General features: G+C 68.1%; 10 protein-coding genes. 7 read left to right on the top strand and 3 right to left on the bottom strand.

Annotated elements, in window-relative coordinates; genetic code table 11:
* Positions 1-75: 75 nt before the first annotated feature.
* Positions 76-3,174 (bottom strand): ELWxxDGT repeat protein, encoded by a 3,099-nt coding sequence (locus tag NR810_RS44475; protein WP_257461647.1) that lies wholly within the window; start codon positions 3,172-3,174, stop codon positions 76-78.
* 87 nt (positions 3,175-3,261) lie between these two features.
* Positions 3,262-4,161 (bottom strand): alpha/beta fold hydrolase, encoded by a 900-nt coding sequence (locus NR810_RS44470; RefSeq protein WP_257461645.1) that lies wholly within the window; start codon positions 4,159-4,161, stop codon positions 3,262-3,264.
* A 238-nt stretch (positions 4,162-4,399) separates the two neighbouring features.
* Between NR810_RS44470 and NR810_RS44465 the strand changes: the two genes are divergently transcribed.
* The 6 genes from NR810_RS44465 to NR810_RS44440 all read left to right on the top strand — a co-directional run bounded on the left by NR810_RS44465 (position 4,400) and on the right by NR810_RS44440 (position 11,069).
* On the top strand, positions 4,400-4,567 hold the full coding sequence (locus NR810_RS44465) for a hypothetical protein (protein WP_257461644.1): 168 nt from the start codon (positions 4,400-4,402) through the stop codon (positions 4,565-4,567).
* Positions 4,568-4,649: 82 nt separating this feature from the next.
* Positions 4,650-5,681, top strand: a complete 1,032-nt coding sequence (locus tag NR810_RS44460) for an MvdC/MvdD family ATP grasp protein (protein ID WP_257461643.1) — start codon at positions 4,650-4,652, stop codon at positions 5,679-5,681.
* Positions 5,678-6,736 carry a TIGR04500 family putative peptide maturation system protein gene (locus tag NR810_RS44455; protein WP_257461642.1) on the top strand — a complete coding sequence of 353 codons (1,059 nt, stop codon included), beginning with the start codon at positions 5,678-5,680 and terminating at the stop codon, positions 6,734-6,736. The genes NR810_RS44460 and NR810_RS44455 overlap by 4 nt, the downstream gene beginning before the upstream one ends.
* A gap of 36 nt (positions 6,737-6,772) precedes the next feature.
* Positions 6,773-8,158: a HEAT repeat domain-containing protein gene (locus NR810_RS44450; protein WP_257461640.1), complete on the top strand. Its 1,386-nt coding sequence runs from the start codon at positions 6,773-6,775 to the stop codon at positions 8,156-8,158.
* Positions 8,159-8,268: 110 nt separating this feature from the next.
* Entirely contained in the window at positions 8,269-10,155 is a 1,887-nt protein-coding gene (locus NR810_RS44445) for a M4 family metallopeptidase (RefSeq protein WP_257461639.1), read from the top strand.
* Between the two features lie 161 nt (positions 10,156-10,316).
* Positions 10,317-11,069: an SDR family NAD(P)-dependent oxidoreductase gene (locus tag NR810_RS44440; RefSeq protein WP_257461638.1), complete on the top strand. Its 753-nt coding sequence runs from the start codon at positions 10,317-10,319 to the stop codon at positions 11,067-11,069.
* A gap of 15 nt (positions 11,070-11,084) precedes the next feature.
* On the opposite strand, the gene NR810_RS44435 is transcribed toward NR810_RS44440, so the two are convergent.
* On the bottom strand, positions 11,085-12,095 hold the full coding sequence (locus NR810_RS44435; RefSeq protein WP_257461636.1) for a hypothetical protein: 1,011 nt from the start codon (positions 12,093-12,095) through the stop codon (positions 11,085-11,087).
* Between the two features lie 480 nt (positions 12,096-12,575).
* Between NR810_RS44435 and NR810_RS44430 the strand changes: the two genes are divergently transcribed.
* Positions 12,576-15,944: a PA14 domain-containing protein gene (locus tag NR810_RS44430; protein ID WP_257461634.1), complete on the top strand. Its 3,369-nt coding sequence runs from the start codon at positions 12,576-12,578 to the stop codon at positions 15,942-15,944.
* Positions 15,945-15,947: the final 3 nt, after the last annotated feature.

The raw sequence follows: 15,947 nt of genomic DNA, 5'->3' as shown, positions 1-15,947 counted from the left end.
CCGAGTATCGTCCCCTGCTACTCGGCCGCTACTTCCGTGTGTATGAGGGCGCGGTCCTGTTCCGCTCGCTGGGCTTTACGGTGAGGGATGGATGTTGAGCACGAAGGGTCCGCACTCCGTGTCGTAACCGTCCACGGTGATGAGGACGGTCTGCCCGGCCGACAGGCTCACCGCCACGGACGACTGGAGCGTCTCGTTCGCGTCGTCGTTGCACCCCAGCGACGTGCCGGAAGCGGAGTCCGACACCTCGAGGCTCGTGTCGTAGCTGGAGCCCTCCGTGCTGAAGGTGAAGAGACCCGCCGAGGGCGCCGTCCAGGCGAACGTGGAGTCAGGGGCCAGGGCGTTGTAGGTGCAACTGGGAGTCACCTGGCTCGCCGCGGTGCACGTGGAGCCCTGGACGACGGCGTTGCCGGTGGCCGAGCCGAGGTCCCTGGGGATGGCGAGGAATCGAGGCTCGCGGCCATATGCCTTGTCACCGGCCATGAAGAAGAGCCGATCCCCCACATGGGCGAACGAATCGGGTTCGGAGGAGCCGGAGCCGGGCACGACGTCCAGCATCCGGAACGTGCCCGCCACCGTCCCATCCGTCCGCCACAGCTCCGCGCCGCCGGCTTCGTCCACTCCACTGAAGAGCGCCAGGCCCCGATCCTCCAGTCCGAGGATGTCGACGAGGTAGTCCTGATCCCTGGCGCGGACGCCTCCCTGGGGACCCGGAAGCAGGTCTACGAGCAGGCGCGTCCCGGCCTCCGTTCCGTCGGTCCTCCAGAGCTCCCAGCCATGGGTCTCCTCGTAGGCCACGAACACCAGCCCCGAGCCCGTGGGCGTGAGCGCATGGGGCCCGGAGCTTCCGAGCCCGGGATGGATGTCCTTGAGCAGGCGCGTCCCGGCCTCCGTGCCATCGCTCCGCCACAGCTCGTAGCCGTGAACACCCTCGTCCGCGGTGAAGTACAACACGCCCTGCGAGGTCACCGGGTGGGACATCTCCAGGGCCTCGAACCCGCCCTTGACGAGGACCGTGCCGCTCTGCGTGCCATCGCTCTTCCAGAGCTGCGTCACGCCGTATCCGTCGCGAGCGCTGAAGAACAGGGTGCCGTTCACCGCCATGAACATGCCGAGCGAGGCGTACGCGTTGGCGAAGGGAACCTTGACCAGGCTCGTCCCGCCCGGAGTGCCGTCCGTCTTCCACAACCCTGGATCGTGAAGGCTGTCATCCGCCTCGAAGTAGAGGAGTCCTCCCATCGCCGTGAGCTCGTCGACGCTCCCCGAGGAGTCCTCCTGGCCCATGGACTTGACGGGAACGGTGCCTGCCTCGGTTCCATCGCTGCGCCAGAGGGACATCCCGTTGACGTCGTCATACGCCGTGAAGAACAGGGCGCCGTTGAACGCGGTGAGCTCCTCGGGTTGGGAGGGGTCGGGGCCCGGGCGGAGGTCCTTGACCAGCACCGTCCCGACGGCGGTGCCATCGCTCTTCCACAGCTCGAGGCCATGCACCCCATCGTCCGCCGTGAAGAAGAGCGTCCCGCCCACGTGCGCCGCTCCGGGCCTGCGCAGCCACGTGTCCTCCTCCGGAGCCACCCGCGCCAGCGCCCTGAGCTGGACCGTACCGGCCGCCGTCCCATCGCTCTTCCAGAGCGCCTCGCCGGGGTTGCCATCCGAGGCGACGAAGAAGACCGTCCCTCCAACGACACCGAGGGGGCGCTGCCGGAGCTGGGAGCTCCGGGTGCCCGCCCAGACACCCGCCAGCTCCCGGGTCCCCTTCACGGTCCCGGTCGTCCTCCACGTGCTCCGCGGCCTGCGGTCCAGCCAGGAGTCCGGGTCCACCGGGCCTTCCGGCACGGAGAAGAACAGCGCGCTCCCCACCGGGGTGGGAGTGGGGGACACTGAGTACCAGGGGTTCTCCACTTCGGCCCACGTCTTGAGCGCGAGGGTCCCGGTGGCGGTGCCGTCACTGCGCCACAGCCCGCGCGTGCCCACGGTAGTCGAGGCGGTGAAGTAGAGGCCACCGTTCCAGGCGAGGAGCTCCTGGGGGGCCGAGCCGTCGGCGCCCGGGAGCACATCCTTCACCTGGCGCGTGCCCGCCGTCGTGCCATCGCTCGTCCACAGCTCACGTCCGCCCAGGGCGTCGGTGCCAATGAAATACAGGGTGTTGCCGAGCGCGGTGAGCGAGCCCGGCGCGTCATCGAATGTGCGGATCAGGACCGGCGCCGTGCCATTGCTCTTCCAGAGGGACGTGGAGCTCGAGAGGAAGAGGGTGCCGTTGACGGCCTCCAGGTCGGAGATCCTCGAGGACTGCGTGGCCACGGGGACGGTTCCCGCGGGCGTCCCGTCGCTCTTCCACAGGACCTTGTCCACGGTGAAGAAGAGCGAGCTGCCCACCTGGGTGAGCAGGTGGCTGGAAATGAAGGAGCCGGAAGGCACGGGGATCGTCGCGAGGAGCACGGCTCCGGCCCCATCCCGCTTCCACACCTGCAGGTTGTTCGCGGCGTCCCGGCCGGTGAAGAACACGGCGGTGCCCGTGGAGATCAGCTCGAAATCACAGCCGCAGCTGTCCGTGGGAGCCAGTTGCTGGAGGAGCACGGTGCCCGCCGCGGTGCCATCGCTCTTCCAGAGCTGCTGCAGATAGTTCCCATCGTACTGGTGGTAGATGAAGAACACCGTTCCACCCACCTGGACCATGGCGCCGATCTGATCCGAGTTGCTGGTACTGAGCAGGCGCTTCACCAGGACGGTGCCCGCCGGGGTGCCGTCCGTCTTCCACAGCTCTTCAGCACCGAAGTCGTCCGCGCCGCCGCTCCGGGCCGAGAAGAAGACCGTCCCCTGAGCGAGGGTCAGGAGCCGGGGATTCGAGCCCGGCAATCCTGGCACGAGGTCCCTCACCAGCGAGGTGCCCGCCTCGGTTCCGTCACTGCGCCACAGCTCCCTGCCATGCAACTCGTCGTTCGCCACGAAGAGCGACACGCCACCCCCCAGGGCCACGGACCCGGGGTCGTGCTGGGGAAACCGGACGGGGCGGGTGTTGATGTCTCGCACCTGGACGGCGCCCAGCGGCAATGCCTGGGCCACGGTTCCCGGTGCCAGCACGGGGGCATCATCCACCCCCTGTATCTCCGAGCAGCCGCCGAGCACGGCGACCATCCCGGCGAGGAGCAGCCGAACCACCTCTGTCTTTCTCATTCACGTCCCCTGCGGGGGAATGAGGACAGAGGCGGCACACGCCTCCCCCATGAGCGCGCCGCGTGGCCCCTCGCGGCGCTCCCGGCATCAGGCTCTCGAGCCCGTGTGCGTGAGGATCGCCCGAGCCATTTCCCCCAACAGCGGGCGGGGAAAATCATGGCCCAGTCCTTCTAACATGAGCAGCCTGGCCCCGGGGATGGTCTCGGCCAGGGCCACCCCATGCGGGGAAGGCAGAATCGGGTCGTCCTTCCCGTGGATGACGAGCGTGGGCACGCGCAGGCGCTTGAGCGCCTCGGCCTGCTCGCGCGTGGCGGAGGGCACGAGCCCGTGGTTCGCCGAGGCGGCGAAGTTGTGCGCGCGGTCGACCATCCGTTCCACCCGGCGCCGGAGCGGCTGTTCCTCGAAGGGGGCCGCGCTGCCGGACAGGGCCCGGAGCATCTTCATCTGGAACTCGATGAGGTCCTCGCGGGTGATGGGCGGTTTGCTGACCGCCGCCAGGTGCACCTCGATCACACGTTGGGCGGGCGGTGGCAGCGGCGCCTCCGCCGTTGTCCGGCCCTGGAAGGACTCCTGGATGGCCTCCATGGTCGTGGGCCGCAGCGGCGTGGACATCATCAAGGTCAGGGTGCGCACGCGCTCGGGGTGGAGGATGCTCACGATCTGGCTGATCATCCCGCCCATCGAGGCGCCCACCAGGTGGACCGTGGAGATGCCATACGCATCGAGCACGCCCACCGCGTCCGCGGCCATGTCCGTCATCGTGTAGGGATTCTTCTGGAAGTCGAAGCAGGTCGACTGGCCCGTGTCCCGGTGGTCGTAACGGATGACGTAGTGCCCCCCGGAGACCAGCTGCTCGATGAGCTCATCGGGCCAGCCGAGGCCCTGGGCCGACGCGCCCATCACCAGCAGGATCGCCGGATGCGTCGAGTCGCCAAAGCTCTCGGTCCACAGCTCGATGCCATTGGCCTTCACCATACGTTCCGCCATGCCGTTGCCCCGTTTGCTGAGTTCACTTCGGTTCGCGGCGATGATGCGGCCGGGGCGTGTGTGCATCAAGCCGCTTCCTCCTGCTCGCGGTGGGTGTGACGAGAGCTCCCCGTCCGGGTCACACGTCGAAATCGTGCATGCATGCGGAAATAAATCGTCCCGCCAGGCTTTGTCCTCGGCGCTTCCATCAGAGCCCGGGCTCGATGGAGCGGCTAGCGAACCAGACACGGAGAACGACATGAGCAAGACGCAGCAGAAGTCCCGCCTCCAGGTGAAGGACATCGCCGAGACCTCGAAGCGGCTGGGTGAGCGCGAGATCAACGAGGCGGAGCTGAAGTTCGTCACGGGCGGCGCGGGTCCCACCCAGGGTGGCACCACCTCCGACACCGGTGACACCGACCAGTAAGAAGTAGGAATCAGGCGCGTCTGGTCCGCCAGAGGGCGAGCCGGGCGCGCCTGCTTCACCAACCCCTTCCGCGGAGCGGGTCATGATTCTCATCGTGAGCGAGCCCAAGGACCTGCACGCCAATGCCGTCGAGGCGAAGCTGCTCCAACGGGGCGCCAAGGTGTGCCGTTTCGACTGGGCCGAGTTCCCTGGCACGGCGGCGATGTCCATCTCCTATCGCGGCGGGCGCAAGAGCGTGCGGCTCACCCGTGGCGGCGAGGTGTTCGAGCTGGCCGAGTGCACCAGCGCCTGGTTGCGCCGCCCGAACAAGCCTCGCCTTCCCACGCACATTCCCATCCCGCTGCTCAAGGAGTACGCGGACGAGGAGTGCTACCGGCTCGTCCAGGACACCACCAACGCCTTGGAGGAGGTCCCCTGGTTGCCAGGGCCCATCGACGCCATCCGGCGCGCGGACAACAAGCAGCTCCAGCTCCAACTGGCCACGCAGCTCGGGCTCGAGATTCCGCCCACCCTCATCACCAACGAGCCGGATGAGTTCCTGGAGTTCTACCGCCAGCACGACGGGCAGCTCATCGACAAGTTCCCCAGTGTCGCCATGCCCGCCAGCCAGCGCACCGGCCGCGAGCTCATCCGCTACACGCAGCCCGTCACCACCCGCGACGTGGGCTATGCGCGGCGCCTGCGCCACAGCCCCATGTTGTTCCAGGCCCGGGTGCCCAAGAAGTTCGAGCTGCGCATCACCGTCGTCGGTGAGGCGGTGCTCGCCGCCGAAATCCATTCCCAGTCCACCCGGCGCACCCAGCTCGACTGGCGCCATTATGACCTGGGCCACACGCCGCACCGCGAGCACCACCTGCCGGACTCCATCCGCCGCGCCTGTCTGGAGCTCGTCGCCCGGCTGGGGCTGTGCTTCGGCGCCATCGACATCATCGTCACCCCGGATGACCGCTACGTCTTCCTGGAGATCAACCCCAACGGCCAGTGGCTGTGGATCGAGGAGCAGACGGGTCTGCCCATCGGCGATGCCATCTGCACCGCGCTCATGAACCCGGGCGCTCCCACCCGTTTTCCCGTTGCCCGGCCCTCGCGCGCCTCACAGGAGAAGTCGCCATGAAGGAGTCCCTGCTTGCCGCCGTCCGCGACTCGCTCGAGCTGCTGGTGCGGCTGCGCCAGGAGCGGCTCGAGCCCGACCAGGCCAAGGAGCTGATCCGTGGCTTGAAGGCCCGTCACCCCGCTCACTGGATGAACATGGTCTGGGAGCAGGAGACGTACGAGGACAAGCGTCACTACGACATCCTCGTCGGCGATGAGGACGGCACGTACTCCCTGGGCTACTGCGCCGATGAGTCGTTGCCCTGGCCCGCGCGCGGGCTCCAGCGGATGAACGAGTCGCTCGTGGTGCGAGTCAATGAAGAGCCCATCCGCATCAACCAGGTCATCACCAGCCTGGACTATGCGTGGCACACGCTGCACATCGGGCGTCACCTCATCAACGTGGCGATCATCGAGCAGGAGCTCCAGGGCGGCGTCGTCGAGGTCACCGACGAGGACTTCGCCGAGGCGCTGCTCGAGTTCCGGCAGCGGCGGCGGCTGTTCACCGCGGCCCAGGTGGAGCGCTGGATGCTCGAGCACGGCACCACCGAGCAGCTGCTGGAGAACCACCTGCGCTCGACGGTGGCGCAGAAGAAGCTGCGCAAGCGCGTGTCCGAGGGCCGCGAGGAGGCCTGGTTCAACAGCCACCGCGCCGAATTCGACCGCGTCCAGGTCGCCCGGGTGTTCATCCCCGACGAGGCCGAGGCCCATCGGACGTACGAGCAGTTGCGCGGCAACCCGGACCAGTTCCTCCAGATGGCCCAGACGCGCTTCCTGGAGCGCAACGAGCCGAACGACCTGTTCGTCACACTGCGGCGCGGAGAGCTCGAGCCCCAGCAGGCCGGGCTCCTCTTCGCCACCGCGCCGGGGCAGTTGGTTCCTCCCGTCAGCAGCGGGGGCGGCTACGAGCTGGTGCAGGTGTTGCGCTTCCTCCCCGCGCGGTTCGACGAGGCGACGCGCGGAAGGGTCGCGGACCTGATGTTCGAGGAGTGGCTCGCCCAGAAGCGCAGCGAGGCCCGCGTGGAGTGGTACTGGGGCGCGGCCGAGGCCGCTCCGCTGCCCGCCGTGTCCTTGTGAGCCGAGGGGCCTCGCGCCCCCGCCCGGAGGTCCCCCATGAAGAGGTTCCTCTCGTTCCTGGCGTGCGCGGTGGCCGTGGCCCTGCTCGGGCCGGGGTGTGCCCACGCTCCGGCGCCCGCTGTTGCTCCGGCGGATGCGAATGCACTGAGGCAACAGGCCGAGGCGGCGTACTTCGCGCTCGACTTTCCTCGCTGCGCCGGGAGCTACCGCGCGTCGGCGGACGCGAGCCAGGAAGCGGCCTCCCGTGCCGAGCTCCTCTACTCCGCGGCGTGCTGCGCGTCGCTGGCGGGTGTGTCCCAGGAGGGGCTCGGGCTGCTGCGGCGCGCCGTCCAGGAGGGCTACGCCCAGGCCGACACGCTGGCGCATGACCCCGAGCTCCGCCCGCTGCACGCGCTCGAGGGGTGGGACGCGGTGCTCGCTCAGGCGAGGGCCAACGCCCAGAAGGCCCTCAAGCCCCCACCGCCCCTCCGGGTGCTCGCGGGGGTGGACGTGTACGGCTCGCGCCGCGTCGATGCCGAGACGGTGCGCCGCGCGTTTGGCTTCGAGGTGGGTCAACCGTTCGTGTACAGCCAGGCCCTGGTGACGATGAAGGAGAACGGGCTCCGGCGGCAGTACGCCCTGGCCTTCTCCCATGTGGCGTACATCAGCTATCACGCGGGCCCCGAGGCCGGCCGCGACTACATCACCGTGGACCTGGTGGACGAGGACGAGGCCTGGCGGCTGAAGTTCCTCCCCGAGCCGGCCGGGCACCCGGAGGATCCGGAGGGGCTCGTGGCGCGGTGGCGGGAATACGAGGACCGGGCCTGGACGCTGCTGCGCCGGGGCGAGCTGGACCTCGCGAAGCCCGTCTGCCGGGTGACGCACTGCTCGCTGGGGTTCGGCCACGCCGAGCTGTCGTCCTTCGAGCCCGTCTTCGTGGAGAAGGTTCCCGCGCACGTGGACGCGCTGGGCCGCGTGCTGCGCGAGGACGCCGACCCGAAGAACCGGGCCGCCGCGGCCTTCCTGCTCGCGTATGTCTCCGAGCCGGGTCTGGCCATCGAGCGGCTCGTGGGCTCCATCCGGGATTCTTCCCCGCTGGTGCGCAACAACGTGCTCCGCGTCCTGGGGGCCCTGCAGCGCCACGCGGACCGTCCGCTCGTCGAGCTGCCCCGCGTGCTCGACGCGATGGCCCTTCCCCAGACGACCGATCGTAACAAGGCCACCAGCCTGCTCGTGGCCGTGCTCGAGAAGATGAGCCCCTCGGAGCGGGCCGCCCGGCTCGCGGACATCCTCCGTCAGGCCGGTGAGCAGCTCGTGGCCATGACCGCGCTCCAGCAGCCCATCAACCGCGACCCGGCCCGCACCGTGTTGGAGCGTCTCTCGGGTGAGCAGCATGACGCGGAGGGCTGGCGGGTGTGGCTTCAGAAGCAACAACTGCCATGAGCCGGTTTTTCCTGCGCTCGCCTTGATTCAATGTCTGGCTCGCATTCATGCTCCCCTGGCTCGGCGGCATCCTGCCGTCGATGGGGAGGAAGACCTGGATGCGTACCCGGATGCTCGCAGCTTGTCTCTCGTTCGCGCTCACGGCCTGTGGCACGGAACAGTCGGACCCCGCCGGTGAGGCGAAGGCCGATGCTGTGGACCTCGGCTCCACCCAGGACATCGCCGCGGCCCTCGCCGCCTTCCCCGCGACGGAGGTGCTCGGCACGCACGAGAACGGCGTTCCGTACATGGTCCGTGGCCACTTCGGCTCGACCGCCCTGTCGCTTCAGGGACTCGCGGCCCGGGATGCCCACGCGCACGTCAGCCAGGCCCTGGCTGGCATCGCTCCCATGTTCCGCTTGAAGGCCTCGGACCTCGTCGTGCGCCAGCTCTCCCGGGACGAGCGGGGTCATACCCATATCCGCTATGCCCAGACGAAGAACGGGCTGCCCGTCGTGGGCCACGAGCTGGTCGTCCACGTGGACGCGGAAGGCCGCATCTACTCCGCCAACGGCTCGGCCCGCGATGGTGAGCAGCTGCCCTCCCAGGCGCGGATCTCCTCCGAGGCCGCGCGTGTCGTGGCGCTCGAGAGCACTCCGGGTGGCGGCTTCACGGAGGAGACGCCGCGGCTCGTCTACGTGCGTTCCAGTGCGGACGGGCGGTTGAAGCTGACCTTCGAGACCGTCGTCACGGGCTCGCACGCGGGCATGCCCGTGAGGGACCACGTCTTCGTCGACGCCCTCGACGGCTCCGTCGTGGAGCGCACCTCGGACATCCACGACGCGCTCAACCGTGCCATCTACTCGGCGACCCCTCCGCCCACCCATCTGGTCCGCAGCGAGGGGCAGGCTCCCACGGGGGATGCCGTCGTGGACAATGCGTATGACAACCTCGGCCTCTTCTACAATTGCTTCCAGCAGAACTTCAGCCGTGACTCGTTCAACGGGGCCGGGGCGCAGCTGAGGGCCACCGTCCATTACAGCAGCAACGCCTTCTGGGACGGCGCGCAGATGACCTGTGGTGACGGGGATGGCGTCACCAGTGGCCCGCTGTGCAACGACCTGGACATCGTCGTCCACGAGTTCACCCACGCGGTGACCGATAGCGATTCCGACCTCATCTACTCGGGCGAGTCCGGCGCGCTCAACGAGGGCATGAGTGACATCTTCGCCGCCTACTGCGAGAGCTGGACGCGCAGCTGGTCCACCGACCTGGACGTATGGAAGATCGGCGAGGACATCTGGACGCCCGCCACCGCGGGCGATGCGCTCCGGTACATGTACGACCCGATGCTGGATGGTTCGTCGAGGGACTACTACCCGGACCGCTACACGGGCACCTCCGACAACGGGGGCGTGCACTGGAACTCGGGCATCGCCAACCTGGCGTTCAAGCTGTTGGCGACGGGCGGCACGCACCCGCGCGGCAAGTCGACCGTCGGCGTGGGAGGCATTGGCGTGCAGAAGGCCGGTGCCATCTTCTACAGGGCCGGCAGGGACCTGATGACGGCCAGCACCACCTTCGCCCAGGCGAAGACCTACACCGAGCAGGCCGCCGTGATGCTCCATGGCTCCGGTTCGGCGGAGCAGGCTTCCGTCACCCAGGCCTGGCTGGCCGTGGGCGTGGGCGCGGCGGTTCCGCCTCCGGTGGCCACCGCGCTGACCAACGGTGTGGCGAAGACGGGCCTGTCGGGCGCCTCGGGCTCGCAGACCTACTACTACCTGGACGTCCCGGCCGGCGTGGCATCGACCTTCGCCCTCAGCGGCGGCACGGGTGACGCGGACCTGTACGTGAAGGCCGGCTCCGCGCCGACCACGTCCTCGTACGACTGCCGGCCGTACCTGTCCGGCAGCAACGAGACGTGCAACATCCCGGCGAAGACCACGGCCACCCGTGTCTACGTGATGCTGCGCGGGTTCAACGCGTACGCGGGCGCCTCGCTCAAGGGCACCTACTAGCGCCAGCCCGCCGATGGGCTCCGTGGGGTCACCTCACCCGGGGTGCCCCTCACTGTGTATTGCTTGACACATGAGGCTTCGGCCACGGAGCATCCCGCCGCCCTGCACGGACGTGGAGCCCACTTCCGAGGCTCCCCTCCCGCGGCAGGGCAGGGGAAGAGATGCTGCTCGAGGACAAGGTCATCATCGTCACCGGCGCCACGTCGGGAATTGGAGCCGCCACCGCCATCGAGGCGGCCCGTCAGGGCGCCCGGGTGGTGCTCGCTGGCCGCCGCGCCGACAGGGGCGAGGAGCTGGTGGGGCAGATCCGCGCCAAGGGCGGGAAGGCGCTCTTCATCCGCACGGACGTCTCGAAGGAGGCGGAGATCGAATCGCTCGTCGAGCGCACCGTCAGCGAGTACGGCCGGCTGGATGGCGCCTTCAACAACGCGGGCATCCCCGGCCCCCTCGGGAAGCTCGCCGAGCTCCCGGCGGCCGAGTACCGCCAGCTCATGACGATCAACCTGGACTCCGCCCTGCTGTGCATGCGCTGCGAAATCCAGGCGATGAAGAAGACCGGTGGTGGCTCCATCGTCAACTGTGCCTCCATCCTCGGGCTCGTCGGCGGGCCGGGCTTTGGCGCCTACACGGCGGCCAAGCATGGCCTGCTGGGCATGACCAAGGCCGCGGCCCTGGACTACGCGACGGAGGGCATCCGGGTGAACGCGGTGATGCCCGGTCCGATCGAGACGGAGATCTGGAGCCACATCCACCAGGGCGAGCCGGTCCGCCAGGCGTTCGTCGACGGCGTGCCGATGCAGCGCGCGGCCCGCTCGGAGGAGGTGGCGAAGCCGGTGATGTTCCTGCTGTCCGACTGGTCGTCGTACATCACCGGCACGTCGCTCGTCATCGACGGCGGGTACACGGCCCGCTAGGGTTTCCGAGCGCTCCTACCGCTCGTAGAAGAGCAGGCTCGGGTCGAGGATGGGCCCGGAGCCGGCCAGGGTGCCGAACACGATGGCATCCCAGGTCCGGCGCCAGTTCGTGTAGCGCGCCACCCGGGAGATGCTGCCGCGTCCGTCCACCGCGTATAGCTCTCCCTGCCCCGCGTTCCGGTCGTAGAACAACAGGCCGTTGGCGCCGGTGTCGGAGATCCTGCACGGGATGATCATGTCCCAGGTGCGGCGCCAGTTCGTGTACGCCGCCAGCGGGACGAGGCCTCCGTGCCCATCCACCGCGTGCAGCTCTCCGTGCCCCGCGTTCCGGTCGTAGAACACCAACACGGTGCGGTTGGCGTCACTGGTGGACTGGGTGAAGGGGACGAGCAGGTCCCAGGTGCGGCGCCAGTTCGTGTGACGCGCCACCCGGGAGAGGTTCCCCTGTCCATCCGTCGCGTAGAACTCCCCGTGGCCCTCGGACCGGTCGTAGAAGAGGAGTGACGCGAAGGCCCGCGTGGCGTCGGGAGCCACGTCCAGGGAGTGGATGGGAAGGATGGCGCTCCAGGTGCGGCGCCAGTTCGTGAATCGGGCGGCGCGGAAGACGCCCCCCTCTCCGTCCATTCCGTAGAGCTCTCCCAGCCCTGCCTCGCGATCGTAGAAGACCAGGGAGTCGCCCCTGCTGGCCTCCAGGAAGGTGCCCGGGACGATGAGGTCCCAGCCACGGCGCCAGTCGGTGTGACGCTTCAGGAGTTGGGGCGCTCCCCCTTCTCCGCTCGGCAGGTAGAACTCTCCCACTCCCGCCGCGCGGTCATAGAAGAGCAGGTTCGTGGCCTCCGTGAACTCCAGGTAGGCACCCGGGATGATCAGATCCCATGTGCTCCGGACGTCGCGCTGGGTGTACGCGCGCTCGAGCTTCCCGGCCAGGAAGGTATAGCCCTCGAGCTCTCCATCGAAACGGACGTCCGGGGCCTTGGCATTGGACTGCTCCTGGGTGGATGAGGCCTGCTGTGTGTCGGTCGGCATGATTGTCTCCACGTGGCTGGAAGTGCACCGCGCTGGAGACTGAGGAGGCCGTCAGGCGTTGTGAGCATCCCGGGGCAGGCCCTCGCCCGGTGGCCCTGACGACAGGCGGACAAGCGAGGCCGTGCCCGCCGTCTTCACATCACCTCATGTGCGTATGGCTTTGAGCGGGTCCACGAAGCGCCGCCCTGGCTCGGTGCATCGCCGACATCTCTCGAACAAATTCTCAGAATTCAAGGGCACGCGCTGTGTGAAGTTTTCGTCACAGTGCTTTGCTTCGGGGAATATTTTCAATTAGCTATAGGCGGAATCGAATTCCTTGAGGGGTCACGAAAGGCATAGGCAGAGGTGCGTCAGCCCAGGTGAGGTGTACCCGGGGCCTGAGCCTTTCAACGCTCTGCTCGAGAGACATGCGCGCCAGGGGGGGCCCGTCATCTGCGGCGCATGTCTCGAAAACTCCTGAAGAACAGGTGAAGGAGCAGCATGAACAAGCATTGGAGTCGTCTTGCCGCGGCGCTCGCGCTGTCGGCATTGGCAGTGGTGGGGTGTACCTCGGCGGAGGAGCCTCGGCCCGAGCCGCAACCGGAGCAGGCGCGGTCCAACGACGTGGGGCAGATGTTCTCGAGGCTCACGGCCCAGGAGTTGGATGTCTATGCACAGCGGGGTCTGAACTTCGTCGTTCCGGACACGGTGACGTGGACCAAGACCAACGGCTGCGGCGCCTGCCACCGCGTGGGCGCGCCTCTGTATGGCGCCTCGCTCGCGGCGTACACGGGCTACCAGGTGAATACCAGCCAGACCACCGGCACCGGTTACCTGGCCAGCTTCCTCTCGACTGAGCAGCTCGCGAACGGCTCCTGGACGCACAGCGGTTCCTACACGTACATCAAGACCGCCTACAACGCCTTCGGTCTGGCGGGCTACTCGCAGTACGACAGCGACGTGTACCTGCCCAAGCTGCAGAAGGCCGTCGACTGGGCCATGGGCGCCACGGCCGGCTACAAGTTCACCAACCCCGTGGATGGCAAGGCGTTGCAGGGCGTGACGAGCGCCTACATGCCCCAGGACCACGGCTCCAACCCGGTCACCCTGGGCTGGCAGATGCCCACCGCGTACATGGCGGTGGCCACCCGCGCCCTGCTGGACGTGGGCAGCGGCATCCCTCCCCTGCAGCGCGACAACTACAGTCTGTTCTTGAAGAACATGGCTGACTCGCTCGAGGGCCGGTACGTGCGCTCCGCGGGTGCCTGGCTCCCGCAGGACGTGGCCTTCGCGGCCATCGGCACGGTGCAGGATGGCCGCAATCCCGCCAACAACGCCAGCGTGGCGGCCATGCGCGACGAGCTGCTCAGCCGCTACAGCGGTGGCGGCTGGGGTGATGTCAGCATCGGCAGCCCCAACGTGTACACCACGGGCATCGCGCTCTACGCGCTCTGCCAGCTCCAGGTGCGCCAGGACGAGAACGCCACCGTGGCCAACGCCCTCACCTGGCTGGCCAACCAGCAGTGCACCTCGGCCAACAACTACTGCGGCACCGGCTCCGCCGCCAAGAATGGCAGCTGGGTGCTCACTGGCCACGAGGGCGACGTGCCCACCATCTTCGCCACCCTGGCCATGTCCTGCTACGGCTCGCTCAACGTGGACGTCACCCTGACGCCGCCGTCGGTGGTGCTCGAGCCCCTGCTGGCCGTCCCGCAGACCACCAGCTTCACCGTCCGGGTCCGGAACACGGGCTACACCCGCAACACCTATACCCTGGTCCCCAGCGGCAACTGGCCGGGCATGGTCGTCAGCCACAACAATCCCTCGCTCACGCTGGAGCCGGGCCAGGAGGCCGTGGACGTGGTGACGGTGACGATGCCCGCCAACCTGCCCGAGAGCTCCGTCATCCCCGTGTCCATCAAGGTGTCCTATGGCACCCGGAGCGGCATGGTGGAGAAGACCGTGACCTTCAGCGTCATCGTTCCTCCGCGGCCGACCGTCAACGGCCTGGAGACGATCACCACCATCCTCAGCCCCGCCAACGGAGCGGTGATTGCTCCGGGCACCTCGGTGGGGTTGTCGGCCCGGGTGAGGCTCGCCGCCTCCGGCAATGCCGTCACCCTGGGGACGATGACCTTCTTCTCGAGCGGTACGGCCATCGCCACGGTGCAGGCGGATGCCAGCGGCAACTTCTCCTACAACTGGCCCGTGCCGGGCTCGGCGCCGCTGGGGCCGCAGAGCTTCACGGCGACCTACAACGGCTACGCCACCGCCAACCACTCCATCGACTACAAGGGTTCCAAGGCGGACGGCAACTTCACCATCGGCTACGCCAATGGCTTCTTCTGCACGACCAGTGCCCAGTGCCAGAGCGGCTTCTGTGTGGACGGGGTGTGCTGCAACTCGGCGTGTGGCGACGGGAGCCCCAATGACTGCCAGGCTTGCAGCCGGCTGGCTGGCGCCGCCTCGGATGGCGTCTGCGGCGCGGTGAACGCGGGCACCATCTGCCGGCCCTCGCGCGGCTTCTGCGACGTGGCGGAGACGTGTGATGGCGTCTCCACCGTCTGCACCGCGACGGATACCCTGGCGGCCAACGGCACCTCGTGCGGCCTCAACAGCGCGTCGTGCTCCAACGGTGATTGCAAGACCATTCCCAAGGGACTCAACGCCCGGTACTTCAACAACACCACCGTGAGCGAGCCGTATGTCTACAACCGGGTGGAGACGAGCGTGAACTGGAGCTGGGGCACCAACGCGCCCTATCCCGGCGTCAACGCGGACAACTTCTCCTCCCGGTATACGGGTGACATCACCACGCCCTTCGACACGAACTTCCCCGACAAGTACACCGGCCGCTACTGGTTCTATACCCAGAGCGACGAGGGCGTGCGGTTGTGGGTGAATGGCAAGCTGATCATCGACAACTGGACCAGCCACGCCTCCACCCTGGACAGCGGGACCATCTTCCTGGAAGCCGGCAAGCGCTACAGCGTGCTGCTCGAGTACTACGAGGGGACCGGGAACGCGAACGTGAGCCTCCAGTGGCAGCCGCCCACGCAGGCCACCGCCTCCGTCATCACCTCCTCCAGCATGACCCCGGCGGTCAACAACCCGGTGCCCATCCGCATCCGCAGCCCGCTGGACCAGACCACCTACCTGGCCCCGGCCAATGTCATGGTGGACGTGGAGGTGCAGGGCCTGTACGCCACCATCAACAAGGTGGAGGTGTTCGTGGATGGGGTGAGCCAGGGCGCCAAGACGTCCGCGCCCTTCGCCTGGCCCGTGCCGCTCGGCGCTGGCGTCTACACCGTCACCGCGCGCGTGGAGGCCACGGGCACCAGTGCCAGTGGCGCGGTGCCGCTCGTCCAGTACGCCAGGCCCGCGTCCGTGCGCGTGCTGCCCTCGCCCGCCGGCACCAGCGTGGGCTACGGTCTGACGGCGGACTACTTCAACGGCTCCAACTTCCAGAAGTTCGAGTTCACCCGCTCCGAGTACACGCTCTTCCTGGACGGCAACCAGAACAACCCGCTGCCGCAGGACATCCTCAATCCGGATGGCTACTCGGTGCGGTGGACGGGCACCACCATCCCCGCCTACTCGCAGGCCTATACCTTCTCCATCAACGCCAACCACCCGGCCCGGGTGTGGGTGAACAACAACCTGGTCATCGACACCCAGGCCAACCCGGGGCAGACCGCCTCGGCGCCCATCGGCCTGACGGCGGGCGCCCTGGTCCCCGTCAAGGTGGAGTATTACAAGAACTCGGCGACGCCCACGCTGATGCAGCTCTTCTGGGCGAGCCAGAGCGAGCCCAAGAGCCTCATCCCCGGCACGCGCCTGTACCCGGCGCCCGTGTCCACCCGGCCGTAATGC

The organism is Archangium lipolyticum (assembly GCF_024623785.1).
In the GTDB taxonomy this organism is placed as follows: domain Bacteria; phylum Myxococcota; class Myxococcia; order Myxococcales; family Myxococcaceae; genus Archangium; species Archangium lipolyticum.
This window is presented reverse-complemented; position numbering and strand designations above follow the sequence as displayed.